Origin of the sequence: Corallococcus sp. CA049B, assembly GCF_003611685.1 — a bacterium.
Classification (GTDB): domain Bacteria; phylum Myxococcota; class Myxococcia; order Myxococcales; family Myxococcaceae; genus Corallococcus; species Corallococcus coralloides.
The window spans coordinates 1-24,493 of record NZ_RAWC01000134.1 but is presented as its reverse complement, the minus strand read 5'-3'; the positions used below and the strand labels follow the sequence as shown (position 1 = coordinate 24,493).

Genomic DNA, 24,493 nt, shown 5'->3' with positions numbered 1-24,493 from the left:
TCCGGGAGGCGGGGGGAGGCCCGGGCAAGGCCGTGGAGCCGCCGGCCGCCGTGGCCGTGGCGGACGAGGTAGACCCGCTGGTGGGGACCCAGATGGGCAGCTTCCGGCTGGTGCGCCGCGTGGGCCGGGGCGGGATGGGGTCCGTCTACCTGGCCGAGCACGTGTCCATTGGCAGCCGCGTGGCGGTGAAGGTGCTGCACGAACACCTGACGCGCTACCCGGAGCTGGTGCAGCGCTTCCACGCCGAGGCCCGGGCGGTGAACCTCATCGGGCACGAGAACATCGTCAGCATCTTCGACCTCAACGCCACGGCGCCCCGGCCGTACCTCATCATGGAGTTCCTGGAGGGTGCGGCCCTGTCGGCCTGGGTGGGGACGCCCATGTCCGCCGGGGCGGTGGTGCCCATGCTGATGCAGGTGTGTGACGCGCTGCATGCGGCGCACGCGCGGGGCATCGTCCACCGCGACCTGAAGCCGGACAACATCTTCCTGGTGAAGCGCGGGCGGGGGATGCCGTTCGTGAAGGTGCTCGACTTCGGCATCGCGAAGCTGGTGGACGCGAGCATGCCGGAGACGGTGGCGGGCATCATCGTGGGCACCCCGGAGTACATGGCCCCGGAGCAGTCCCTGAGCCGGCGCCTGGACGGCCGCGCGGACCTGTACGCGGTGGGCGTTATCGCCTACCAGCTGCTCACCGGGCGGCTGCCCTTTCCCGACGAGGGGCTCACCGCCCAGCTCGTGGCGCACCAGACGCGCACGCCTCCGGCTCCGCGCACCATCTGCCCTTCGGTGCCAACCGCCCTGGAGGCCGTGGTGCTGCGCGCGCTGGCGAAGACGCCGGAGGAGCGCTTCCCCCACGCACTCGCCCTCAGGACCGCGCTGGAGCAGGCCCTCGCCACGCGGCCCCCGTCGCCGCGCGCGGCCGTGGGCGGTCCCCGTCCCGTGCAGGCAGGGGCCTCCCCGGGGACTCCCGTCACCGGGCCCCGGCGCACCCCGCCGGTGGCCCCCCCGGGCGCGTCCGGGGGAAAGACGCTCCCGTTGCCCGTGCAGGTGGTGCTGCGGCCGGGAGCCCAGCCCCGGGCCTTCACGGGGTCGGACCTGTCGCGCGGCGGCGTGTTCCTGCACGCGGAGGGGGAGCTGCCCCCGCTGTTCGCCCAGGTCCAGGTGGTGCTGCCGCTGTCCACGGGGCCGCTGTCCGTCACGTGCGAGGTGGTGCGCCACGTCTCGCCCGAGCAGGCCCAGGCCTGGAGCATGCGCCCGGGCTTCGGCGTGCAGTTCGTCGCGCCGTCCGCCGCGCTGAAGTCCCGCGTGGAGCAGCACCTCGCGAGCGCCACGGCCTCTCCGCCCCCCGCGCCCCGGGAGCTGCCCGACGACGCCGAGGCCGAGCGCGTCCTGGCGATGTGGCGCGGACAGCTGGCGGGGGAGGGCACGCACTATGCGGTGCTGGGGCTTTCACAGGACGTGGAGCTGGAGTCCGCGCGGGAGCGGGCGCGCGAGCTGTGGGGCGCCCTGTCCGCGCTGCGGCAGCGGCCCCTGTCGCGCGGGCAGCGCTCGCGCCTGGAGTCCATGCTGATCCGCGTGAGGGACGCGGGCGACACCCTGGGCGTGCCGCTGCGCCGGGCCCGCTACGACGCCCGGCTGGGCAATGCCCGGGGCGTGGCACGGTGCCTGGAGGCGGGCCTCACCGCGGTCCAGGCGGACGCCCTGCGCCGCGAGTACCTGGCGGAACAGCCCCGGGCGGTGGGCACCGCGCGGGTGCACTTCCTCACCGGCAACGCGCTGGAGCGCGACGGCCAGCTCCAGCGGGCCCTGGAGTCCTACGAGCGGGGCCTGGAGCTGGACCCCCTGGAGTGGGAGTACCACCAGCGCCGCCGGGTGGTGGACCGGGCGCTGGGCGCGCGCCTGTCGGGGGCCCGAAATGAAAGAGCCCGATTCCCTGGGGAGGGAACCGGGCCCTGACGGTGCTTCCGGCGATTCAGCCGGAAGACGTGACTACTCGCCCCCGCAGGCCGCGCTCACGCCATCGAGCTTGGCGTTGCACTTCGAGAGACGCTCCGCGAACGCCAGCTGCTCGGTCTGGGTCTTGTCGTTGCAGCCCTTGACGTCGTTCATGCAGGTCACGAACGCGTCCAGCTTGTCCTTGTCCGAGTCGCTGCAGTCGTCGAGCGACTCCTTGCAGGACTCGATGTCCTCGTCCGTCGGCTCCTGGAAGCCGGTCGTGGGCAGGCCACACTCCTCGACCTTGTCGACCAGGCTCTCAAACGCGTCCGCGGTGTCGTCGCAAACGTTGCCGCCGCAAGCGGTGAGCGAGACCATGGCCGCCAGACCGAACAGGATCTTCTTCATGATGGTTCTCCCCCTCAGGGATGAGGTACAGGTGCAGGTGGAATGCAAACGGCGCGCATCCTAGCGAGCGCTCGATTGCGGTCCAGTGGACTTTATTCCGGGAACTCTATTCAAAAGCAAATAGGGAGCTTGGGGGCGGGCTGATCCGCCAACTGCCTTGACTCCCCCCCGGGATTCTCGTAAGTCCCGCCGTCTTTTAGCGCGCCGGCCGGTCCTCCGTCCGAAATGCGCGTTGGATTCCATGGGTTGAACCAACCCGAAGCTGACAGGGGTTCGACGATGTACGCAGTCATTCGCACGGGCGGAAAGCAGTACCGCGTCGCCGAGGGCGACGTTGTCCGGATCGAGAAGATCGCCGGGGACATCGGCGCTGAGGTCTCGTTCACCGAGGTTCTCCTGCTGGGCGGCTCTGAGAGCCCGAAGGTGGGCCAGCCGACGGTGGCGGGCGCGAAGGTCGTGGGCAAGGTGCTGGCGCAGGACAAGCACCGCCGCGTCCTGCACTTCCGGAAGGAGAAGGAAGGCTGGACCCGTCGCCGTGGCCACCGCCAGCCGTACACCGAGGTGAAGGTCACCTCGATCTCCGGCTAGTCGTCTTTCCGGGCATTCCCCACACGAACTTCAAGGAGCAGGTGTCATGGCCCATAAAAAAGGTCAGGGTTCTTCGCGCAACGGGCGTGATTCCAACCCGCAGTACCGTGGCGTGAAGGTGTACGGCGGTGAGACCATCACGGCGGGCAGCATCCTCGTCCGTCAGGTCGGCACGGTCATCCACCCGGGCACGAACGTGAAGCTCGGTCGCGACTTCACCCTCTTCTCGACGGTGGACGGCGTGGTGAAGTACGAGCGCCTCGGCCGCGACAAGAAGAAGGTGTCCGTGTACCCGGCCGCCGCCGAGCAGGCGAGCGCCTAGTCAGTGGCTCCGGGGAAACCCGGGGCTCGGCTTACCGAGCGGGTCGTTCCCGGTCCTTCCGTTCCCGTTGGGGACGGGTGGATGCGAGGACGGCCCGCTTTGTGTTTTTCCAGGAGGGCGTTCGCCCCATGAAGTTCGTCGACGAAGTACGCATCTACGTGAAGGCGGGAGACGGCGGGAACGGCGCCGTGGCCTTCCGGCGGGAGAAGTTCATCGAGCGCGGCGGCCCCAACGGCGGGGACGGCGGCAACGGCGGCTCCGTGGTGTTCGTGGCGAACCCGCAGCTGACCACGCTCCTGGACTACCGCTACCAGCAGCACCACCGGGCCAAGAGCGGCGAGCACGGCATGGGCAGCGACTGCAACGGCCATGGCGCCGAGGACCTGGTCCTCCAGGTGCCGGTGGGCACGCTGATCCGCAACGAGCAGACGGGTGAGCTGCTGGTGGACCTGAGCGACCCGGGCCAGCGGTTCGTGGCGGCCAAGGGCGGCCGGGGCGGCCTGGGCAACATGAACTTCGCCACCTCCACGCGCCAGACGCCGCGCTTCGCGCAGGACGGCGGAAAGGGTGAGGAGATCACCCTGCGGCTGGAGCTGAAGCTGCTGGCGGACGTGGGCCTCCTGGGCTTCCCCAACGCGGGCAAGAGCACGTTCATCTCGCGGGTGAGCCGGGCGCGGCCGAAGGTGGCGGACTACCCGTTCACCACGCTGGTGCCGAACCTGGGCATGGTCCAGTACAAGGACAGCCTGTCCTTCGTGATGGCGGACATCCCCGGCATTATCGAGGGCGCCAGCGAGGGCGTGGGCCTGGGCCACCAGTTCCTGCGCCACGTGGAGCGCTGCAAGGTGCTGGTGCACCTCATCGACATGGGCGCCGAGGGCGAGGGCCGCAAGCCGCTGGACGACTTCAACATCCTCAACACGGAGTTGAAGAAGTACAGCGCGGAGCTGGCCAGCAAGCCGCAGGTGGTGGCCGCCAACAAGCAGGACCTGACGGAGGGCCGCGACCGCCTGGGGCCCTTCACGGAGGCGCTGCGCCGCCGGGGCATCCGCGTGTACCCGGTGTCCTGCGCCACGGGCGAGGGCATGCAGCCCCTGATGGACGCGGTGGCGGAGGTGCTCTTCACCGGCCGCACCGACAAGATCCACGTCGAGATGCCGACGAAGAGGTCCGCCTCCAAGGCTCCGGCGAAGGCTCCGGCCAAGAAGGCGGGTGCCAAGGCCACGGTGAAGAAGGCTCCGGCGAAGAAGGCCGCGAAGCAGGCGGCGCGCAAGGGTCCGGCGAAGAAGGCTCCCGCGAAGAAGGCTTCTGCCAAGAAGGCCGCCGCGAAGAAGGCTCCGGCGAAGAAGGCCGCCGCGAAGAAGGCTCCGGCGAAGAAGGCCGCCGCGAAGAAGACCTCGCGCAAGCCGGTGGCGAAGCAGGCCGCGCGCAAGGCGCCCGTGAAGAAGGCCGCCGCGAAGAAGTCCGCCCGGAAGGCCCCGGCGAAGAAGTCCGGCGGGAGGCGCTGAGCCGATGGCTGGTGGAGGCCCCCGCTACGAGAAGTTCGAGCGCGACGTCGTCGAGCCGGAGCAGTTCCTGCTCGACGTGCGGAAGGAGAAGATCGACCGCGTCGTCAGCCAGCGCACGCGCAACTTCGTGGTGGTGCTCGACCGGCTGGAGGACAACTTCAACATGGCCGCGGTGCTGCGCACCTGCGAGTCCATGGGCGTGCAGGAGGTGCACGTCGTCATCAACCCGGAAGCGCCCTTCATCCCCAACTCGCGGGTGGCCCAGGGCTGCGACAAGTGGTTGGACGTGCACCTCTACAAGACGTTCGCGGAGTGCCGCGAGCACCTGAAGGGGCGGGGCTTCAGCCTCTACGCGTCGGCGCTGCGCGAGGGGGCCACCAACCTCTACAGCCTGCGCTTCGACACGAAGTTCGCCATGGTGTTCGGCAACGAGCGCTACGGCGTGAGCGACGACGTGCTCACCGGCGTGGACGGCACCTTCTGGGTGCCCATGAAGGGCTTCAGCCAGAGCCTGAACATCTCCGCGGCGGCGTCCGCCAGCATCACCCGGGCGGTCGCCTGGCGGGACGAGCACCTGGCAGGGGGCTCCGGGGACCTGACGCCCACGGAGGCCCAGGAGCTGCGGGAGCGCTTCTACCTGCTGGGCGTGAAGCAGCGGAAGCGTCTGGTCAAAGCCACACAGCGGTGAATGCCAGGCCCCCGGGGGCCGTCCGGATGCGGTAGATGGACCCTGCGGGCGCCCTGGGTGCCCGCTCCGGAGGCGCACGCCATGTTGCTGGAATCCCTGCTCTTCACGCTCCTCACGCAGGCCCCCACCACCGCGCCCGCGCCGAAGCCCGCGGCCGCCGCCAAGGCCCCCGCCGCCGCTCCCACGGATGCCGGCACGGCCGCCATGCCCCCCGCCGCGAAGCAGGGCGACGCGAGCGTCGCCGCCAGCGACGCGAAGCCCGCTCCGAAGCCGATGGCGCCCGAGGTGAAGACGCTCGTGGACCGGATGCAGGCCTTCTACGAGAAGACGGGCGACTTCAAGGCGGGCTTCAAGCAGGACTACAAGTACAAGGCCTTCCGCCGCACGCAGACGTCCACGGGCACGGTGACCTACAAGAAGCCGGGCCTGATGCGCTGGGAGTACGAGAACCCGTCCAAGCGGACGTTCGTGCTCGCGGGCAACAAGGTCTACATGCACGACCCGGAGGCGCAGACGCTGTCGGTGGCCGCCATGGACACCAGCCAGCTGTCCGCGTCGGTGACGTTCCTCTTCGGCCAGGGGAAGCTGGCGGACGAGTTCGCCATCACCAAGGGCGCCTGCAAGGACTGCAAGGGCACGCTGCTGGTGCTGGATCCGCTGAAGAACGAGCCGCGCTTCCGCCAGGTGCGCCTGGAGGTGGACCCTGCGACGGCGCAGGTTCTCAAGAGCACGGTGGTGGATCCGGACGGCAGTGAGAACACCATCGCGTTCCTGGACCTGAAGACGAACGTGGGCATCTCCGCGGACAGCTTCAAGCTGAACCCGCCCGAGGGCACCCGCGTGGACGACTTCACCAAGAAGGCGCAGTAGGACGGCCCGCCCTCCATGCGCGGCGTGCTGCTGGCGGGATGCGTGCTGCTGGGCGCGGGGTGTCACTCCGCCGCGCCCGCGGGCCCTTCACGTCCCACGAGCCTCGCGGGGCAGACGCTGCCCCTCCTGTCGTCGCCCGCGCTGCGGCTGACGGTGGCGGGGCGGTTGGGGAACCGGGCCGTGCCGGTGGTGCTGGACGTCACGCGGCCGCTGTCGCTCGTGTCCTCCAGCTGCTTCGACGGTGAGCCGCCCGTGGCCGCGGGGACCGCGCGCGTGCCGGAGTCCTCCGGCGGCCATCGCTCCTGGCCGGAGGTGCCGGCCCCGCCGGTGACCGTGGGCCCGGTGGCGCCGCCCCTGCGCACGCTGCTGCTCTCCGGTGAGACGGGCTGCTCGGTGACGCTGGGGCAGGACGTGCTGTTCCCTTATGCCCTCACGGTGGATCCGCTGCGCCGCGAGGTGACCTTCACCGCTTCACGTCCCCGCGAGGCCTACGACGCGGAGCTGCGCGCGACGGACTCGGTGCGCGAGTCACACGTGGTGGAGTTCAGCCGCGAGCCGCTGGGCGACTGGCCGCTCCTGGCCGTGCAGGTGACGCAGGGCGGGGCGAGCATCACCGGCCCCTTCGTGCTGGGCACGCGCGAGCCCTTCTCCCGGCTGGCGGTGGACCCCGCGCTGGGGCTGGGGCTTCAGCCGCTGGAGACGGCCGCGGGCCTCCCGCCGCGCACCTTCGTGGTGGACGCGGTGGAGGTGGCCGACGGCCTGGGCGTGAAGCCGCTGGTGATGGAGGCCGCGGGGCGCTGGCCGTCGCAGAGCAGCCTGGGCCGGCTGGGGCCGGACGTGTGGGGCCGCTTCACCGCCACCGTGGACGCGCAGGGTGGGGCGCTGGTGCTGCGCAGGCCCCACGTGCGCACGCCCGAAGGCGGAGGCCGGCAGCAGTGCGCGGGCGAGGGCGGCGCGTTCAGCGAGGAGGCCTGCTACGGCATCTTCGTGCGCGCGGAGCCGGACGGCGCCGTGGCCCTCTCCGGCGAGGTGTTCCGGGACGTGCCGGAGGGCGTGCGCCTCTACGTGGAGCCTCGGGGCGCGGACGGTCAGCGCCTGGAGACGGGCTGTCAGGTGGGCCTGAGCTTCCCGGCCACCACGCGCGGAGCCAACACCCAGCACCGGCTGCCGTGGGCCTCGCTGGCGAAGACCCTGCCCGCGTGCCACGCCGCTCTCCAGGGCGCGCGGAGCTACGCGGTGTCGCTGGTGGAGGAAGGGCGCCAGCCCGAGTGCCCCACGACGTGCGCCTTCGTCACGGAGTCCGCGTCGCGGCGGACGGTGTGCGAGTGCCAGCCCACGCCGCTGGGCGAGGGCGTGGCGGTGCCGACGAAGGGCTCGGGCCCGCAGCCGCCGCCCGTCGAGGAGCGCGAGCTGGAGCCCGAGGATCCGAAGTAGCACCCACGAACGGCTCGGGCCCGCGGCGGCCACCCGCGGGGCAGCGTGGGCTGACGCCCGGGGGCAACCTGGCGCGCTCGCCGGTCACCGGCGCATCGGCACCCACGAACGGCTCGGGCCCGCGACCGCCTCCGGGTGGGAGGACGGGGCGGGCCCGGGGGACGGCCTTCGCGGTGGCGGACTACTCCGGCCGCGGCTCCGGCGGACGCGCCAGCGCCTTCAGCGGCACGGGCGCGGGATGGGCCTCGCGCGGGGTGTGCTCGCGCTGCTTCGGGTCCGGGCGCTCCACCACGCGGGCGATGAGGTCGTAGTCGTGCGCCTCCGTCACCTCCACGGTGACGAACTCGCCCGGGTACGCCAAGCCGTCGTTGATGTAGACCTGCCCGTCGATTTCAGGCGCCTGGCCCTCGTGGCGGCCCACCAGCAGGTGCTCGGACTCCTCGCTGGGGCCCTCCACCAGCACGGTGAGCTTCTGGCCCACGAGCTTCTTGTTCTGCTCGCGGTTGATGCGCTTCTGGATGGCCATCACCTCGCGCCAGCGGCGCTCGATGGTCTTCGCCGGGACCTTGTCCGGCAGGTCGAACGCGGCGGTGTTCTCCTCGTCCGAGTACTGGAACACGCCCAGGCGCTGGAAGCGCTGCTCCTTCACGAACTCCTTCAGGAGCTCGAAGTCCTCCTCCGTCTCGCCCGGCAGGCCGACGATGAGCGAGGTGCGCATCACCAGGTTCGGCACGCGCTCGCGCAGCTTGCCCAGCAGCTTCTTGAGGAACTCCGAGTTGCGGCCGCGCTTCATGGACAGCAGCAGCTTGTCGCTGGCGTGCTGCACCGGCATGTCCAGGTACTTGGCGATCTTCGGCTCGGTGGCGATGACGTCGATGAGCTCGTCCGGGAACACGCGCGGGTAGGCGTAGTGCAGGCGGATCCACTTCACGTCCACCTTCACCAGCTCCTTGAGCAGCTCGTGGAGCTTCGGCTTGCCGGGCAGGTCATGCCCGTACGCCGTCAGGTCCTGCGCGACGAGGTTCAGCTCCTGCACGCCGCTGTCCGCCAGGTTCCGCGCCTCCGCCACGATGTCCTGCACCGTGCGCGAGCGCTGGCCGCCGCGCAGCGTGGGGATGATGCAGAACGCGCAGGCGTTGTCGCAGCCCTCGGAAATCTTCAGGTACGCCGTGTACTTCGGCATCGAGTTGATGCGCGGCGTCTCCGCGTTGTGGATGTAGTCCGGATCCGGAATCACCTGGCGCGGCGAGGCCTCCGCCGCCAGCAGGTCGCCAATCTGGGCGTACGCGCTGGTGCCCAGGAAGTGGTCCACCTCCGGCATCTCCTGCGACAGCTCCTGGCCGTAGCGCTGGGACAGGCAGCCGGTGACGACGAGCGTCTTGCACGCGCCCGACTTCTTCAGCTCCGCCATCTCCAGGATGGAGTCCACCGACTCCTGCTTCGCAGGGCCAATGAAGGCGCACGTGTTGACCACGATGACCTCGGCCTGCGAGGCCTCCTGCACGAGCGAATAGCCACGCGTGCGCAGCGTGCCCAGCATCACCTCGGAGTCCACCCGGTTCTTCGGGCAGCCGAGGGTCATCATGTACAGGCTCTTGGTCTCTTCCACGCGCGTCTACCGCTTTCCCAGTTGCGTCCGCTCGAAGTGGTCCGCACTCCAAACGAAGTTGATGATGGCGCCGTTCGAGTAACCGATGTTCAGCGTCCCGTCTTCTTCCAGCTCCACCGAGGTGGCGCGACCCAGCGCACAGGTGGCGGCCGGCCAGTCGAGCACCCGCTGGGCTGTCTTCCCCGACACCACGTAGAGCCCCATGCGGAGCTCGTCGTCGGAGTCGCATTGACCCTCGACGGCATAGGGATTCTTCCCAGTGAGCACGGTAACGACCGGCCGTCCGTCCGGCAGGCTCAACGTCTCCGGCAGGTTCACGCCCATCTGCTTCGCGTCCACCGCGTTGGGCGCCACCAGCTCGCGCAGCGAGCCGGGCGTGAGGGGCGCGTCGCCCTGGGCCCAGTTGGGGTAGCTGAGCACGCCCCAGCCCAGCCAGCCGGTGGGGGCCGCCTCCAGTGCGGTGACGTTCGCCGGGGGCTTGAGCTTGAGGTTCTTGCGCGCCTCGTCCGGCAGGCGCAGCGCCTCTCCCTCCGGCATGGTGCCGCCCTTGCAGTTGGACACCGGCACCACCTTGGCGCCCACCTGGTCCTGGTCCTCGTAGGTGATGCAGAGGTCCATGACGAGCGGATCCACCGCGGGGAAGCGGGGCAGGGCGCGCACGGGAATCATCGCCACCACGGACAGCGTGTCGCCCTGGCGGTGCACGGCGGCGTTCACCAGCCCTTGAGCGAACTTCGGCGTGCCGCTGTCCGCTCCGGAGGTGCGCTGGCCGTCGAAGGCGAAGCGGTAGGTGTAGCCCGTGGCGGTGGGCCCCGAGTCCGGGAAGTAGAGCGTGAGGGTGATGACGTCACCCGCGAGCAGTTGGTTGTCCGTGGCCTCCACGCCCACGAAGAGCGTGTCCTTGCGCCAGCCCACCCGGGCGGAGAAGTTCGCGGTGGCGCCCTCGGTGGACAGCGGCTTGAGGACCAGCGGCGAGCCGAAGTCCTTGAGCCCCTTCTCCGGCCGGGGGGCCTTCTTGAGCACGGGCACCGGCTTGCTGGGCCGGGGCGCCCCGTCCTGCGCGAAGGCGCCGGTGGCGAGGAGCAGACAGAGGGGCAGGGGGGCCAGACGGGCGGCGTGCATGGCGAAGGGGCGCCTCTAGTCGCGGAAGTTGGTGAACTGCATGTCCAGGCTGAGGCGGTCCTGCTCCTTGCGGAACAGCGCCATGGCCTCCTGCAGGTCGTCCCGGTTCTTGCCCGTGACGCGGAGCTGATCCGCCTGGATGGAGCCCTGCACCTTGATCTTCGACTCCTTGAGGACCTTGATCAGCTCCTTGGACTTCTCCACCGGGATGCCCTGCTGGAGCTTGATGGGCTGCTTGACGTTGGACAGGCCCGTCTTTTCGATGTCGCCGAACTCCAGGACGCGCAGGCTGATGCCGCGCTTGGCCAGCTTGCCGAGCAGGACCTCCTTGGCGGCCTGGAGCTTCTCCTCGCTGTTGGTCTTCAGCGTGAGCGCGGAATGGTCCGGGGCGATGTCGATTTCGGCCTTCACGCCCTGGAAGTCGTAGCGGGTGCTGAGCTCCTTGCGGGTCTGATTGACCGCGTTGTCGAGCTCAGCCAGATCGATTTTGGAGATGACGTCGAAGGAGGGCATGGGGGGAACCTTTTCGCGCCCTTAACATACCTACACCCTGACGACCAAGGGCACCACCAGGGTGCGACGGGAGGTGTGCTGCTTGAAGGCCCGCTTCACCGCCTTCACCAGCTCCTCCCGCACCAGGGCGTCGTCCCCCCGGAGCAGGGGGGTGAGCTCCTCGAAGAAGGCCCGCGCGTCCTGGGCCACCCGGGCCAGCACGCCCTGCTCGTCCGGGCCGAGGCCCTGGCCGGACAGCTGGGGCCCCGCCACCAGCGCCTGGGTGTCGCGCCTCAGCACCACCGCCGCGGCCACCACGCCCGTCTCCGCCAGCCGGTTGCGCTCCACCAGCGTCTCCTGCGTCACCACCCCGTCCCCGGAGCGCTCCATCATGATGCGCCCTGAAGGCACGCTGCCAGTGAAGCGGCCCCGTCCCTCCTCGAACGTCACCACGTCCCCGTCGTGGGCCAGCAGCAGGCCCTCCGCCGCCATGCCGGCCTCGCGCGCGGTGGTCAGGTGTCGGTGCAGGTGCCGGACTTCCCCATGCACGGGGATGAAGTTCCGGGGGCGGATCAACTCCATCACCCGGCGCTGCTGGGGGCGGCTGGCGTGTCCGGAGACGTGCACGCCGGGCTCCACCTGCGCGTAGACGATGCGGGCGCCGCGCCAGTGGAGCTGGTCGAGCAGCGCGCCCACGGAGCGCTCGTTGCCGGGGATGGGCCGGGCGCTGACGATGACGGTGTCGCCGGGCTCCAGGCGCACGGGCCCATCCCCGTTCGCCAACTGGGTGAGGCCCGCGCGCGGTTCGCCCTGCGCGCCCGTGGTGAGCACCGCCACGCGGTGGGGCGCGAGCTTGGGCACGTTGTCCAGGTGCACGAAGAGCGAGTCGGGCACGTCCAGGTAGCCCATCTCCCGCGCCAGCTCCACGTTGCGCACCATGCTGCGGCCCTGGAGCGCGACGAGCCGGCCGGTGCGCTCGCACAGGTCCAACAGGTGCCGGACGCGGTGGAGGTTGGAGGAGAACTGGGCCACGACGATGCGGCCCTTCGTCTCGTGGAAGAGGCGCTCGAAGGTGGTCTGCACCACGCGCTCGCTGCCGGTCTCGTCCACGTGCTCGGAGTTGGTGGAGTCCGACAGCAGGCACAGCACGCCTTCGTCGCCCGCCTCGCCCCAGCGCTCCAGGTCCGTCTTGAGCCCGTCGATGGGGTCCGGGTCCAGCTTGAAGTCGCCGGTGTGGATGACGGTGCCTTCGGGCGAGCGCACGATGAAGCCCACCGCGTCCGGCACGGTGTGCGTCACGCGCGTGGCCTCCACGTTGAAGACGCTGCCCACGGGGAAGGGCGTGCGCGGCTCGATTTCGCGCAGGTCCGCCTTCACGCCCAATTCCTCCAGGCGCTGACGCGCGAGCGCGAGCGTGAAGCGCGTGCCGTAGATGGGGACGGGCACGTCGCCCAGCAGGTAGGGGAGCGCGCCGATGTGGTCCTCGTGGCCGTGCGTGAGGAGCACGCCCTTGAGCTGGGCCGCGTTGCGCCGCAGGTGAGTGAAGTCCGGGACGATGATGTCCACGCCGGGCATTCCCGCCGAGGGGAACATCAAACCGGCGTCGATGAGCAGCATCTCCCCACGACAGGCGAGCACCATGGCGTTGAGGCCGATTTCGCCAAGGCCGCCCAGAGGAATGACGTGGAGCATGTGCCCGGAAGTGTAAGGGCCTGGCCCCTCCTGTGCGTGGGAATCCGCACACCCCACCACCGCGAGCCACCGCCCGCCTGCTTGACGGATTCAAACTAAAGGCTTAGTTGTGTTTGAACTAAGGATTTAGTTCTAAGCCGGGGAGGCCCTGCCCGTGACGAAGCCGCCGTCCGTCGAGGAGTCCAAGCTGCTCACGCCCGTGGAGCTGGAGCTGATGCAGCTCGTGTGGAAGCTGGGAGAGGTGAGCGTGGCGGACGTGCTCGAGGCGCTGCCGCCGGAGCGCAAGCTGGCCTACACGTCGGTGTCCACGGTGCTGCGCATCCTGGAGCAGAAGGGCGTGGTGCAGAGCCGCAAGGAGGGGCGGGGGCACCTGTACTCGGCGCGGCTGTCTCGCGAGGCCTACGAGGCCCAGAGCGTGCGCCACCTGGTGGCGACGGTGTTCGACGGGACTCCGTCGTCGCTCGTGGCGCGGCTGGTGGAGGCGGTGCCGCTGTCCCCGGAGGAGGTGGAGCAGATCCGCAAGCTGCTGGGCCGCAAGGGAGGCCGGGGATGAGCGCCGCGTTCCGGGACGTGCTGGCCGCGTACCTCACGGCGGCGGTGCTGGTGGCGGTGGGCTTCGGGCTCTTGCGCGCGGCGCTGGCGTCGGGGATGGAGCGGAGGTTGGACGCGCGGCAGACGCTGCGCGTGGGGCGGGTGACGCTGGGGCTGGCGGTGCTCCTGCCGTTCATGGCGCTCGCGGCGCGGGAGTGGATGCCGTCGGCGCCGCTCTTCAAGTTCGAGCGCTCCCTGGTGGGCTACGCCGCGCCGCTGGCGCCTGTCGAAGCGCGGCCCGTGCCTGGCGCCGTGCCGGAGACGCGGTCCCCGGGCGCGGGCCTGCCGTGGGCGAGGGTCGGGGTGGGGCTGGTGGGCGTGGGGGCGTTGGCGTTCCTGGCGTGGGAGCTGCGGCGGTATGCGCGCTTGCGGAGGAAGCTGGAGACGCTGCCCGTGCTTCGCCGCGTGGGCCGGGTGCGCGTGGTGCTGGGGGACGCGGCGGACGGCGCGTTCTCCGTGTGGTTCCCCGGCGGCGGCGCGTGGGCGGTGGTTCCCGCTGAAGTGTTGGAGGACCCGGAGGCGCTCCGGCTCACGGTGCGGCACGAGCTGCAACACCACCGGCAGCGGGACACGGTGTTTGCCTATGCGCGGCTGGGGTTCGACAGCGCCTTCTTCTGGAATCCGTTCGGCCGGGCGTTCTCGCGGTGGTTGGCGGAGCGTCAGGAGTTCGCCTGTGACGAGGCGCTCGTCACGGTGAAGCGCGTGTCCGCGGAGGCGTATGCGCGGTGCCTGTTGCAGGCGTCGCTGCGTGTCCCTTCCGCCTTTTCTCTTCCCGCCGGTGTCACCGGCATGTCCCACCCCACCGTCAGGAGGATCCACATGCTGTTCCAGCCTCGTCCCCGTAGCTCCGTGCGCACCCTGGGGCTGTCGTTGTCGCTGGCGTTGGTGCTCGCGCCGCTGGCGTTGTGGGCGCAGGGCACGGTGCGGGGGCGCGCGGTGTCGTTGACGGAGGCGCGTGCGCTGGCGGAGGCGGGGCAGAAGGCGGGGGACCTGCCGGTGGTGGTGGATGCCGCCGTGGTGGAACAGCTCAACACGTTCGTCACCACGCGGAAGGGGCGCGACTTCATGCGCAAGGCGCTGGCGAACCTCCAGGAGCACCGCGAGGCGATGACGGGCACGCTGCGCTCGCGCGCCCTGCCGGAGGGGCTGCTCGCGGTGGCGATGGTGGAGTCGGCGGTGAGCAACCTGCCGGAGACATCCCGCGAGCCGTCGATGGCGCCGGGGCCGAGGGGCGCGGGCGTGTGGATGTTCATTCCGGAGACGGCGCGCCGCTACGGCCTGAAGGTGGAGGCGGGACGCGACGAGCGGCTGGACGTGGCGCGGGAGACAGAGGCCGCCGCGGCCCTCTTCCAGGCGCTGTATGAGCGCTACGGCGACTGGCGGCTCGCGCTCGCGGCCTACAACCAGGGTGAGGGCGTGGTGGACCGCGTCCTCTCGGAGACCGGCGTGCGCGACGTGAGCGAGCTGGTGCGCACCGGCAAGCTCAATGGCTACACCGCCACCGTGCAGGCCGGGGTGCTGCTGCTTCGCAACCCGCACCTGCTCGACTGAGCGTTTGTCCACCGCACGGGGGAATGTCCCCGCCACTCCAGGGTTCGGATGCGCGCCACCTTGCTTTCGCGCGAGGATGGCGGCGCTCAGCGCCAGGGGTGGAAAACGCCATGAAGATCGTCGCGCTCGTTCGTCCTGCGGGTGAGGTTCCGGAAGCCGCCCAGGTTCTCGCCGCCGCGGCGGGCATGGCCCCGGCGGAGGCCCGCATGCGGCTGGCCCCCGAGCCTCCCGCCCTGATTGCACGCCTGGCCCCCGATGCGGCGGATGCCCTGGTGAAGACCCTCCGGGACGCGGGGCTCGCGGCGCTCGCCATCGACGAGTCGGAGGTCGCGGAGCGCGTCACGGCGCGCACCGTGACGTTCGGCGCGGCGCAGGCGACGTTCACGCCTCGCGCGGGCGCGCCGCTCACCATGGCCTGGGAGGACGTGACGGTCATCCTCCGGGGCGCGTCGTCCCTGCGCACGCAGAGCGAGCACACGGAGAAGACGACGAAGGTGGCGTTGGGCACGGCCCTCATCACGGGGGGCCTGAAGATGACGAAGACGTCGGAGAAGAGCGTGCGCGGTTCTCAAGAGGAGACGTCGCAGGTCGTCTTCGTCTTCGACCGCGACGGCAGGGGCGCCGTGCTGCCGGAGCTGGGGTTCGACTTCTCGTGCCTGGGGCCCGCGATGCAGCCGTCGCGCACCGCGAACATGGTGGCCCTGGCGCGCCTGGTGCGTGAGCGCGCCCCGGCCGCGTTCTACGACGAGCGGCTGATGCGGCTGGGACGCCGGCCCTTGCCCTTCGTGCTGGGCGGAGCCGTGCAGGTGGTCAGCGGCGCCACGTCCCATTCCCGCATCAACACCGCGCAGGGCCTGGACGTGCTCGCGGAGGCCATACGCCTGGGCGTGGCCCAGGGCGACCTGCCTTGACGGCTCAGGACATCGGCGTGGAGCCCTCCGGCGGCGGACGGGAGATCCACGCGGCGATGAACACGTCCAGCTCGCCGCGCATCACGTCCTTCACGCGGGGCGTCCCCGCGCCCGTGCGCGGGTCCTCCACTCGCGCTCCTCGGCCCAGGAAGTAGCGGCGGGCCTCGTCGGTGCTGGCGCCCTGGCCGGCGACGACGCGCGCGGCGATGCCCTTGAGCTCGTCCAGCTCCCCGGCGCCAATGAGCGTGAGCACGCGGCCCGTGGCCTCGTCCTTCGCGGTGACTTCGTTGCGCACGCGCTGGAGGTACTCGCCCTCGCGGCTCTTCACCGGCCGGCCCTCCAGCACCAGCAGCTCCCGCTCCACCTCCTCCAGCGGTCCGCCCCGGTGCACGCGCACGTACGCGCGCTGGCGCTTCTCGTCCTCCAGGCGGCGGTGCAGCCCCGCCTCGCCCGCGAGGAACCCATACGCGCCCGGCCCGGCGATGCGCACCACCACGCGCGCGGGGGCGTCCGCCTCCGCGACGGCGGTGGCCTCGTAGCCCCGGCGCTGCGCCCAGCCCAGGTACATGGTGGCCAGCTCCTGCACCCACGCTTCCTGCTGCTCCGACGCGTCGCTGGCGCAGATGTCCACCAGCGCCTCGTTGTCCAACGTCGTGGCCCCGGCGGCCCGCAGCGCCTCCGCCATCTGGACCTCGCGAGCGACCTCCTCCACCTGCTTCGCGGCGGAGCCCAGCTGCACCTCGTTCTTCGCCTCGCGCACCAGCCGGCGCCCGAACTGGCACGCGGCCTCCAGGCGGTCCAGCTCTCCCAGCTGCGCCTCCACCGTGCGGAAGGCGCGGAGGACGTCCGCCGCGCGCAGCGAGTCGTCCCAGAGGTTGGGCGCCTGCGTCTCCGCGAGCAGCGCCGCGCGGCGCTGCTCCAGCTCCGTCCGCCCCGTGGACTCGGCGAGCGCGCGGGCACGGCCCACCAGCCGGTCCATCTCGAACAGCAGCGACTTGCGGTCCAGCCGGCGCTTCACCGCCGCGGCCTTCGGCGTGGGCAACAGCAGCTGCGCCGTCACCTCACGAGGCGGTGGCACGGGCTCCGCGACCGCGACCACGCGGCCTCCCGGACGGGCCTCCACGCGCACGGGCGTGCCCGGCGGCAGGGGCCTGCGCGCGATCTCCACCGCGAGCGCCGCGGTGAGCGTCTTCTCGATTTCACGCTGCAGGTAGCGCGCGCCGAACTGCGGCGAATAGCCGCGCTCCACCAGCCGGTCCACCACCTCCGGTGTCACCTCCACGTCCAGCGCGCGGGCGCGGATGCCCTCGCGCTCCAGCACGCGGCCCACCTCACGCTGGGCAATCTTGCGGATGTCCACGCGAGACAGCGGATGGAAGTGGCAGATGGCGTCGAAGCGGTTGAGGAACTCCGGACGGAAGGCCTCCGCGATGCGGCGGTCCACCTCCGACACCTGCTCCTCGGCGCGCTTGTGCGCCGCGAAGCCCAGGCCCGCCTCGCGGTACACCTCCGAGCCCACGTTGGACGTGGCCACGATGAGCGTGTTGTTGCACGACACCGCCTCGCCCGCGCCGTTGACGAAGGTGCCCTCGTCGAAGAGCTGGAGGAAGCGGTCGTGCACGCTGCGCGCGGCCTTCTCGAACTCGTCCAGCAGCAGCACGGTGAACACCTTGCCGTCGAGCAGCGCGGACAGCTCTCCGCGCCGCGTCTCCAGCGCGGGCGCCCACGACGCGCCGAAGGGGACGCTCTCGTCGCCGTCGTTGGGGTAGTCCGCCATGTTCAGGCGCACCAGCCTGTCGGCGGAGCCGAAGAGGTACTCCGCCAGCAGCTTCGCCAGCTGCGTCTTGCCCACGCCCGTGGGCCCGGCGAAGAGGAACACGCCCAGCGGGCGGCGCGGGTCGTTGAGCCCCGCCTTGAGCAGCGCCACCGAGCGCAGCACCGCGGCCACCGCGTCCGTCTGGCCGAGCAGCCGCTCTCCGAAGAAGCGCTCCGTCTCCTCCAGGTCCAGCGGCATCGCGTCGTCCACGACGAAGCGGGGCAGGCGCGTGGCGGCGCAGAAGCGGGTGAGCACGTCCTCCGGCCCCACGTGGTCGCGCGCCACGCCCGCGGCCTCCGCCGCCGTCTCCTTGAGCAGCTCGATGGCCTTGCGCGGCATGTGCTGCGCCAGCAGGAACTTCGCGGACAGCCGCAGCGCCAGGTCGCACGCGGCCGGGTCGATGGGCAGCCGCAGCTCGCGCTCCAGCTCCTCCGCCACGCGGCCGACGATCCAGCGCGCCTTCTCCAGCGGTGGCTCGTTCAGCGGCAGCAGGTGGAGCCGCTCGGCCAGGGCTTCATCGGCGCGCAGCAGCTCCTGCACGCGCTTGGGTTCGGTCTCGAAGATGAAGCGCAGGCCGCCGGTGCGCAGCGCGCGCACGGCCACCGGGGCCAGGGGGCCGCCCAGGGCCACCGGCAGGTCGCGGATGTAGACGATGGGGCAGGGGTGGCGGCCCAGGTGGGTGAGCAGCTCCTCGAAGGACTCGGCCGCCTGGCGCTGGGTGCTGCGCGCCAGGATGTTCGCGACGGACACCTCCACGAGCCGGGCCTGGGCCAGGTCCCCGTCCACGCGCCCTTCCGCGATGCGGCGGGCCACCTCCTGCACGAGCGCGCTCTTGCCCACGCCGGGCTCGCCCGCCAGCAGCGGGTGCTTGCCTCCGCGCGCCAGCAGCCCCAGCACCTCCGTCACGGAGGTGTCCACGCCGTGGGCGGCCGGCAGCTTTCCCTCGCGCGCCATCGCGGTGAGGTCGCGGTCGATGAGCCGCTCCTGGTCTTCGTTCTTCCTCGTCGCCATGGTGTGGTCCGGAACGCCCCCTCGACGTGCGGCACTCTAACCGTTGCGGCGCGGAAGCGAAGTCCCGGCCCATCCGCGTGGGCCAGGACCTTACGCTTCCAGCTCCGTGTGCCAGTAGGCCACGTCCCTCAGGAACTTGCGCCAGGACAGGGGCAGGCCCTTCTCCACGAGGAACGACACGACCAGTGCGTCCGGCAGCCGCTTCGGCTTCGCGGGCACGGTGCGCAGCGTCATCCGCGCCTGCGCCGGGGTGCGGTTGCCCTTCTTCTGGTTGCAGGGCACGCAGGCGATGACGATGTTGTCCCAGCTCGTGCGGCCACCCTGCGCGCGCGGCAGCACGTGGTCGTACGTGGCCTCCGGACGGGTCACCTTCCGGCCGCAGTACTGGCAGCGGCACTGGTCGCGCTGGTAGACGTTCTCGCGGCTGAAGCGCACGCCGCGCGGCCCCTTCCACAGGGCTCGCACGAAGCGGATGACGGACGGCATGCGCAGCTCCACCGTCACCGAGCGGATGACGCGGTCTTCGTACTCCTCGACGACCTCCACCTTGCCCTGGACGAGCAGCATGACGGCGCGTTGCCACGGGATGCGTGCGACGGGTTCATAGGACTGGCTCAGCACCAGCGTTTCCATGACACGGGGCCTTTCGGGCGGGACAGGCCGCCAGGGAGTCGAACCCTGCTCGTCCGGATTTGGAGTTCGGACTGCACCCGGTGCGCGGCCTATGGGTGGAGATGGGAAGCGGAAGGTGAGCGGGAGCCCGGACGTGAAGAAGGCCGGGTCCCCTGTGTCGGGGGCCCGGCCTCCAGGGGCATGCCGCGTCAGGGACGGGCGTGACGCCTTCAGGAGCCGGGCGAGGCGAGGCGAAAGGACGCGAAGTCCCGCCAGCGGCACGTGGAAGGAGCGGTCACCGGGCTGGGACGCGAGGCCGCGTCGATGCCGTGACCGGAAGGATTCAGGTGCTTGAGGTTCATCGGGGCCTGCTTCGTCGCCTGGCGCATCGGGACCGCTCCTTTCGCTCCCAGCGACGGCGGCGGAAATTCAGTCCTGACAGGCAAGCAGGGCCGCAGACGTCCTTCAGTGCGTCGCGGGCGCGTCCACCACCGGCGGTGATGAACCAGCGCCACGCCCGATGCGCAGCACCACCAGCGCCGCCGCGAGGCAGATGACGCCCGCGACGACCCAGGCGGGCGTGTATGTCTCCAGCGACGTGCGGATGACGCCCGCGCCCAGCGCTCCCAGTCCCGCGCCCACCTGGTGCGCGGCCACCACCCAGCCGAAGGCGATGGGGCCGTCCTCCGCGCCCACCGTCTGCGTCGTCAGACGCACCGTCGGCGGCACCGTGGCGATCCAATCCAGGCCGTAGAACACCGCGAAGAGCGGCAGGCCAAAGAGGGACATCTCGAAGGCGCTCGGCAGGTAGAGCAGCGCCAGCCCCCGCAGGCCGTAGTACCAGAACAACAGCCAGCGGTTGTCGAAGCGGTCCGACATCCAGCCGCTCGCCGTCGTGCCCACCAAATCGAAGATGCCCATCAGCGCGAGCAACCCCGCCGCCCGCACCTCCGGGATGCCGTGGTCCATGCACGCCGGAATCAGGTGCGTGCCCACCAACCCGTTCGTCGTCGCGCCGCAGATGAAGAAGCTCCCCGCGAGCAGCCAGAAGTCCCGCTTGCGCGAAGCCCGCCCCAGCGCCCCCAGCGCGTTGGCCAGGGGATTGACGCTGGACGGCTTCACCTCCTCGTCCTCCGGCGCGGCCCCGTAGGGCTTCAGCCCCCCGTCCGACGGCCGGTCGCGCACGAGCCATGCGACCAGCGGAATCACGCACGCCACCACGCCCGCCACCGTGAAGGACACGACGCGCCAGCCGTGGTGCTCCACCAGCATCGCCAGCAGCGGCAGGAACACCAGTTGCCCCGTGGCCGTGCTCGCGGTCAGCACGCCCATCACCAGGCCTCGCCTCGCGACGAACCAGCGCTGCACCACCGTGGCGCCCAGCACCATCGCCGTCGTCCCCGTGCCCAGCCCCACCAGCACGCCCCAGAAGAGGAGCAGTTGCCATGGCGCGCGGATGAAGTTCGTCAGCGCGACTCCCATCGCGATGATGCAGAGGGACACGAGCGTCGTGCGCCGGATGCCGAACTTCTGCATCAGCGCCGCGGCGAACGGCCCCACCAGCCCGTAGAGCACCAGGTTCACCGACACGGCCGAGGAGACGAGGGCCCGGCTCCAGCCGAACTCCCGCTCCAGGGGAACGTTGAAGACGCTGGGCGTCGCCCGCACGCCCGCCGCGCACAGGAGCACCACGAAGATGGCCGCGGCCATCACCCACGCATAATGAAACCGGTGTGCCCTCATGACGGTGGCTCCTTCAAGCGGGCACGCCCGGGCCCACGTATACTTCCCGGCAGCGATGTCCCAAGACGATCTCCAGCGCACCCTCTGCAACTGCCTGGCGCTGCGGCAGGCCAGCCGCCATGTCACGCAGTTCTATGATCAGGTGCTCGCGCCCAGCGGCATCCGGACGACGCAGTACTCCATCCTCCACCGCGTCCAGACCCAGGGCCCGCTGACCGTGAACGCGCTGGCGGAACAGCTCGTCATGGACCCGTCCACGCTCACCCACAACCTGAAGCCCCTCTTGAAGGACGGCTTCGTGGTGCTGGAGGTGGGCCGCACCGACCGGCGCCAGCGCGCCATCGCCATCACTCCGGAAGGGCAGGGCGTCTACCGCAAGGCCCGGCCCCTGTGGCTGCGCGCCCAGGCGGACTTCGAGCGCGCCGTGGGCGACACCCAGGCCTCCGCGCTGCGCGACCTGCTGGCCGCTGTCTCCCGGACGGGACTGGGTGAACCCGAGGCCGCGGCCGAGGCCCCTCCGGTTCCCAAGGGCAAGGCTCGCCGTAGCGGACGCTGAGCGCATCCCCACGGCTCACCCCTCCTCGAGGAACTTCAGGAACGCGGCGACCTGATCCGCCCACAGCTCCGGGTGTGCCTGGGTGAAGTGGCCGAAGGAAGTCGCGCTGCCTTCCTGCACCACGAAGCGGCCGCGCTTCACCCTCGGCATCAACGTCTCCAGCGTGCGCAGGGAGACGGGGTTGAACTCGTCGTCGGAGAAGTTGAGCGCGAACACGCGGGCCCGGATGTTCCCGAGCGCGCCCTCCGGGTCGTAGTCCCGCGAGGACTCCAGCGAGTACAGGATGTCATTGGCATCCATGCCCGCCGCCTGTGCCCGCGCCGTCGCGATGAAGGCATCCGCCGCCTGCGCATCCGGGAGCGCGGCCTGCAGGTGCGGCACCCCGTCCAGCATCATCCGGAAGACCGGGAACGCCTCCAGCCAGCCCCGGGGCGGCGCGGTGTAGAGGCCGTCCTTCCATTCCGGGTCGTCGCGGATCTGCCCCGACACGAAGCGCCGCCACAGCAGGTTGCGTCCCGCGATGCGCGTGGGCAGCGACACGATGGGCATCACGCCCTCCACCGCGTCCGGGTACAGCTCGCTCCACTGCCACGCGTTCATGCCGCCCATGGACAGGCCCACGATGGCGTGCAGGCGCCGGATGCCCAGCGTCCGGGTGACGAGCTGGTGCTGGAGCTCCACCATGTCCCGGTAGCCGTAGGCCGGGAACTTCATGCGCAGGCCGTCGCTCGGCTTGCTGGAGCGGCCGTGGCCCACGCTGTCCGGGAAGATGAGGAAGTACTTCGTCGCGTCCAGCGGACGGCCCGGCGCGAACAGCGCGTCCTGGAAGGACCTGCTCCGCAGCACCTCGCCGCTCGCGCTCGTCCAGTGCAGCAGCAGCACCGCGTTCGTCACCGCACCGGAGGCGTCCCGGCGCGGCGTGCCCAGCGTCGCGTAGTGGATGCGCACCTCCGGCAGCACCGTTCCGTCCTGGAAGCGGTGGCCGGTGAAGACCGCGTCCGCCTCTTGCGCCACCAGCGCGACGGGTGCCTCCACTGGAACCGGGGCGGCCTGGGGACGCGCGGTGGCGCACCCCAGGGACAGCCCCAACAGCACGGACAGCAGGACGCAACGCCGGTGGACGGGAGTCGTCATGCCGGGAGAAATAACTGCATATGCAGATACTGTAAAGCGCCCCTCAGGGCTTGGGGGCCGCCGTGGCGGTGGCGGGCTTCAGGTAGCGGTCGAGGAACTCCAGGACGCGCCGGTCCACCTCCGCCTCGTTCTTCTTCTTCCTGAAGCCGTGGCCCTCGTCGGGGAGCAGCAGGTACTCCACGGGCACGCCGTTCTTCTTCACCGCCGCGACGATGTCGTCCGACTCCGCCTGGAGGACGCGAGGGTCGTTGGCGCCCTGCACGACGAACAGTGGTTTCTGGATGCGCTCCGTGTGGAAGAGGGGGGAGATCTCCTTGAGCATCGCCTCCTGCTTCTCCGGGTCGCCCACCTCCTGGAACATGGCCTGACGGAAGGCGCCCCACTCGGGCGGCATGCTCTGGAGCGTGCGCAGCCAGTTGGACACGCCGAAGACGTCCACGCCCACGTCGAAGGCGTCCGGGTGGAAGGTGAGCGCCGACAGCACCATGTAGCCACCGTAGCTGGCGCCGAGGATGCCCACGCGCGAGCCGTCCACGTACGGCAGGCTCGCCAGGTACTTGCGCGCCTCCACGCAGTCGCGCAGCGGATCCTTGCCGTGCTTCTGGTCGTCCGCCTTCAGGAACGTCTTGCCGTAGCCGGCGCTGCCCCGGTTGTTGATGCCCAGCACCACGTAGCCGTGGTTCACCAGGTACTGGACGAAGTTGTTGTAGCCCCGGCTCGTCTGGCCGCCCGGGCCGCCGTGCACGTAGACGATGGCGGGGGCCTTGTGCTCCGCCGTCGCCTGGTGCGGCTTGAAGAGCAGGTTGGGGATCTCCATCCCGTCGAAGGACTTGAAGCGCACCACCTGCGCGTCCACCAGGTCCTCCGGGTCCAGCTGGCGGCTCATCGTGTCCGTCACGCGCCGGGTCTTCTTCGTGGCCAGGTCCAGGACATGGAGGTTCGCGGAGGTGCGGTCCGTTTCCAGCTGGACCGCCAGCTGCTTCTCGTCACGGGAGAAGACGACGCCGGAGATCATCCCGGCGGGCAGCTGCGTCAGCGGGACCTGGGTGCCGGCCTTCACGTCGTGCAGGCGCACCTCGATGCCGGCGTCCACGTTGATGAGGGAGACGCGGAACGCCCCCATGTGCGAGAATGAGGTGTCGATGATGTCCCAGTCCGCCTTCTCCACGTCCTCCCACCTGCCAGCCTCCTTCGCCGGGCGCACCACCCGGGTGAACTCCGAGCCGTCGTCCGTGATGACGTACAGCTCCCCGGTGCCGGGGTGGATGTCTCCTACGCGGTAGCTGGCCGAGCCCGTGTGGGGCGTGAGGTTCTTCAGCGCCTTCGTCGCGACGTCGTAGCGCCACACGTTGCCATCCGACGTGGTGACCGCCTCCTCCAGCGCCACCCAGCTCTCGTCCGGGGCCACGGCGGAGACGGTGAACCCCTTGTCGTTCTGGACCAGGAGCGTGCGCGCGTACGTCTTCGCGTCATGGCGGTACACGTCCATGGCGCCCGGGTCGCGCTCGTTGGTGGTGATGTAGAACGCGCTGTCGTCGTGGCTGAAGCCCAGGAAGTGGGCCACGCCCTGCTTCATGGGCGTGAGGTCCTTCTCCTTGCCGTCCGGCGTGCGCACGTAGACGTGCGACTGCTCATTGCCGCCCTGGTCGCGCTCGAAGAGGAAGCGGCGGTCGCGCGGGAAGGCCCCCACCACCCGGATGCTGTCCGTCTTCGAGCGCGTCAGCGCGGTGGGCCTACCGCCGTCCACCGGCACGCTGTTCACGTTGAAGATGCCGGACGCGTTCGACGAGAAGAGCAGCTGCTTGCCGTCCGACGTGAAGACCGGGGCCATCACGTCCGTGGACCCCATGAACTGCTCCACCGTGTACTGCTTCGACGGCCGGGCCACCGGCACGCTG

The 24,493-nt window shown here is 70.7% G+C and carries 22 protein-coding genes; 11 read left to right on the top strand and 11 right to left on the bottom strand.

What is annotated here, in order from left to right:
• Window positions 1-1,958: protein kinase (locus tag D7W82_RS25535; protein ID WP_370451072.1), on the top strand; the 1,958-nt coding region annotated here is incomplete at its 5' end.
• Window positions 1,959-1,991: 33 nt separating this feature from the next.
• Here D7W82_RS25535 and D7W82_RS25530 read toward each other — a convergent pair.
• Complete coding sequence (locus D7W82_RS25530) at window positions 1,992-2,345, bottom strand: hypothetical protein (protein ID WP_120620844.1); 354 nt, start codon at window positions 2,343-2,345, stop codon at window positions 1,992-1,994.
• A 279-nt stretch (window positions 2,346-2,624) separates the two neighbouring features.
• Between D7W82_RS25530 and rplU the strand changes: the two genes are divergently transcribed.
• The 6 genes from rplU to D7W82_RS25500 all read left to right on the top strand — a co-directional run bounded on the left by rplU (window position 2,625) and on the right by D7W82_RS25500 (window position 7,755).
• Window positions 2,625-2,933 (top strand): 50S ribosomal protein L21, encoded by a 309-nt coding sequence (gene rplU / locus D7W82_RS25525; protein WP_014394222.1) that lies wholly within the window; start codon window positions 2,625-2,627, stop codon window positions 2,931-2,933.
• A gap of 46 nt (window positions 2,934-2,979) precedes the next feature.
• Window positions 2,980-3,255 carry a 50S ribosomal protein L27 gene (gene rpmA / locus D7W82_RS25520; protein WP_014394223.1) on the top strand — a complete coding sequence of 92 codons (276 nt, stop codon included), beginning with the start codon at window positions 2,980-2,982 and terminating at the stop codon, window positions 3,253-3,255.
• Window positions 3,256-3,383: 128 nt separating this feature from the next.
• Window positions 3,384-4,763 (top strand): GTPase ObgE, encoded by a 1,380-nt coding sequence (gene obgE / locus D7W82_RS25515; RefSeq protein WP_120620843.1) that lies wholly within the window; start codon window positions 3,384-3,386, stop codon window positions 4,761-4,763.
• A 4-nt stretch (window positions 4,764-4,767) separates the two neighbouring features.
• Window positions 4,768-5,451, top strand: coding sequence for an RNA methyltransferase (locus D7W82_RS25510; protein WP_120620842.1), 684 nt, complete (start codon window positions 4,768-4,770; stop codon window positions 5,449-5,451).
• 81 nt (window positions 5,452-5,532) lie between these two features.
• Entirely contained in the window at window positions 5,533-6,321 is a 789-nt protein-coding gene (locus D7W82_RS25505) for an outer membrane lipoprotein carrier protein LolA (protein WP_120620841.1), read from the top strand.
• A gap of 15 nt (window positions 6,322-6,336) precedes the next feature.
• Window positions 6,337-7,755 carry a hypothetical protein gene (locus tag D7W82_RS25500; RefSeq protein ID WP_120620840.1) on the top strand — a complete coding sequence of 473 codons (1,419 nt, stop codon included), beginning with the start codon at window positions 6,337-6,339 and terminating at the stop codon, window positions 7,753-7,755.
• A gap of 181 nt (window positions 7,756-7,936) precedes the next feature.
• On the opposite strand, the gene rimO is transcribed toward D7W82_RS25500, so the two are convergent.
• The 4 genes from rimO to D7W82_RS25480 are packed head-to-tail and all read right to left on the bottom strand — an operon-like array spanning window position 7,937 to window position 12,670.
• Window positions 7,937-9,337, bottom strand: coding sequence for a 30S ribosomal protein S12 methylthiotransferase RimO (gene rimO, locus D7W82_RS25495; RefSeq protein ID WP_370451073.1), 1,401 nt, complete (start codon window positions 9,335-9,337; stop codon window positions 7,937-7,939).
• A 33-nt stretch (window positions 9,338-9,370) separates the two neighbouring features.
• Complete coding sequence (locus D7W82_RS25490; RefSeq protein ID WP_120620838.1) at window positions 9,371-10,486, bottom strand: hypothetical protein; 1,116 nt, start codon at window positions 10,484-10,486, stop codon at window positions 9,371-9,373.
• Between the two features lie 15 nt (window positions 10,487-10,501).
• On the bottom strand, window positions 10,502-10,999 hold the full coding sequence (locus D7W82_RS25485) for a YajQ family cyclic di-GMP-binding protein (RefSeq protein WP_120524455.1): 498 nt from the start codon (window positions 10,997-10,999) through the stop codon (window positions 10,502-10,504).
• Window positions 11,000-11,029: 30 nt separating this feature from the next.
• A complete protein-coding gene (locus D7W82_RS25480; RefSeq protein WP_120620837.1) occupies window positions 11,030-12,670 on the bottom strand; it encodes a ribonuclease J in 1,641 nt (546 codons plus the stop codon).
• Between the two features lie 154 nt (window positions 12,671-12,824).
• Here D7W82_RS25480 and D7W82_RS25475 point away from each other — a divergent pair, with 154 nt between their 5' ends.
• From D7W82_RS25475 to D7W82_RS25465, 3 genes are all read left to right on the top strand, one after another.
• Window positions 12,825-13,223 carry a BlaI/MecI/CopY family transcriptional regulator gene (locus D7W82_RS25475; protein WP_120620836.1) on the top strand — a complete coding sequence of 133 codons (399 nt, stop codon included), beginning with the start codon at window positions 12,825-12,827 and terminating at the stop codon, window positions 13,221-13,223.
• Entirely contained in the window at window positions 13,220-14,812 is a 1,593-nt protein-coding gene (locus tag D7W82_RS25470; protein WP_120620835.1) for a transglycosylase SLT domain-containing protein, read from the top strand. The genes D7W82_RS25475 and D7W82_RS25470 overlap by 4 nt, the downstream gene beginning before the upstream one ends.
• A gap of 110 nt (window positions 14,813-14,922) precedes the next feature.
• The gene (locus D7W82_RS25465) at window positions 14,923-15,723 is read left to right on the top strand and encodes a hypothetical protein (protein ID WP_120620834.1); all 801 of its coding nucleotides are present in this window, start codon (window positions 14,923-14,925) and stop codon (window positions 15,721-15,723) included.
• A 4-nt stretch (window positions 15,724-15,727) separates the two neighbouring features.
• Here D7W82_RS25465 and D7W82_RS25460 read toward each other — a convergent pair whose 3' ends face one another.
• The 4 genes from D7W82_RS25460 to D7W82_RS25450 all read right to left on the bottom strand — a co-directional run bounded on the left by D7W82_RS25460 (window position 15,728) and on the right by D7W82_RS25450 (window position 20,905).
• On the bottom strand, window positions 15,728-18,550 hold the full coding sequence (locus D7W82_RS25460) for an AAA family ATPase (RefSeq protein WP_120620833.1): 2,823 nt from the start codon (window positions 18,548-18,550) through the stop codon (window positions 15,728-15,730).
• A 90-nt stretch (window positions 18,551-18,640) separates the two neighbouring features.
• The gene (locus D7W82_RS25455; protein WP_120547468.1) at window positions 18,641-19,183 is read right to left on the bottom strand and encodes an HNH endonuclease; all 543 of its coding nucleotides are present in this window, start codon (window positions 19,181-19,183) and stop codon (window positions 18,641-18,643) included.
• Window positions 19,184-19,392: 209 nt separating this feature from the next.
• Window positions 19,393-19,551 (bottom strand): hypothetical protein, encoded by a 159-nt coding sequence (locus tag D7W82_RS40620; RefSeq protein WP_158617724.1) that lies wholly within the window; start codon window positions 19,549-19,551, stop codon window positions 19,393-19,395.
• 76 nt (window positions 19,552-19,627) lie between these two features.
• Complete coding sequence (locus D7W82_RS25450) at window positions 19,628-20,905, bottom strand: MFS transporter (RefSeq protein WP_120620832.1); 1,278 nt, start codon at window positions 20,903-20,905, stop codon at window positions 19,628-19,630.
• Between the two features lie 55 nt (window positions 20,906-20,960).
• Between D7W82_RS25450 and D7W82_RS25445 the strand changes: the two genes are divergently transcribed.
• A complete protein-coding gene (locus D7W82_RS25445; protein WP_120620831.1) occupies window positions 20,961-21,461 on the top strand; it encodes a MarR family winged helix-turn-helix transcriptional regulator in 501 nt (166 codons plus the stop codon).
• A gap of 15 nt (window positions 21,462-21,476) precedes the next feature.
• Here the strand turns inward: D7W82_RS25445 and D7W82_RS25440 are convergent, their stop codons facing one another.
• Window positions 21,477-22,595 carry an alpha/beta fold hydrolase gene (locus tag D7W82_RS25440; RefSeq protein ID WP_120620830.1) on the bottom strand — a complete coding sequence of 373 codons (1,119 nt, stop codon included), beginning with the start codon at window positions 22,593-22,595 and terminating at the stop codon, window positions 21,477-21,479.
• 43 nt (window positions 22,596-22,638) lie between these two features.
• A partial coding sequence (locus D7W82_RS25435) for a S9 family peptidase (RefSeq protein WP_233587922.1) occupies window positions 22,639-24,493 on the bottom strand: 1,855 nt, incomplete at its 5' end.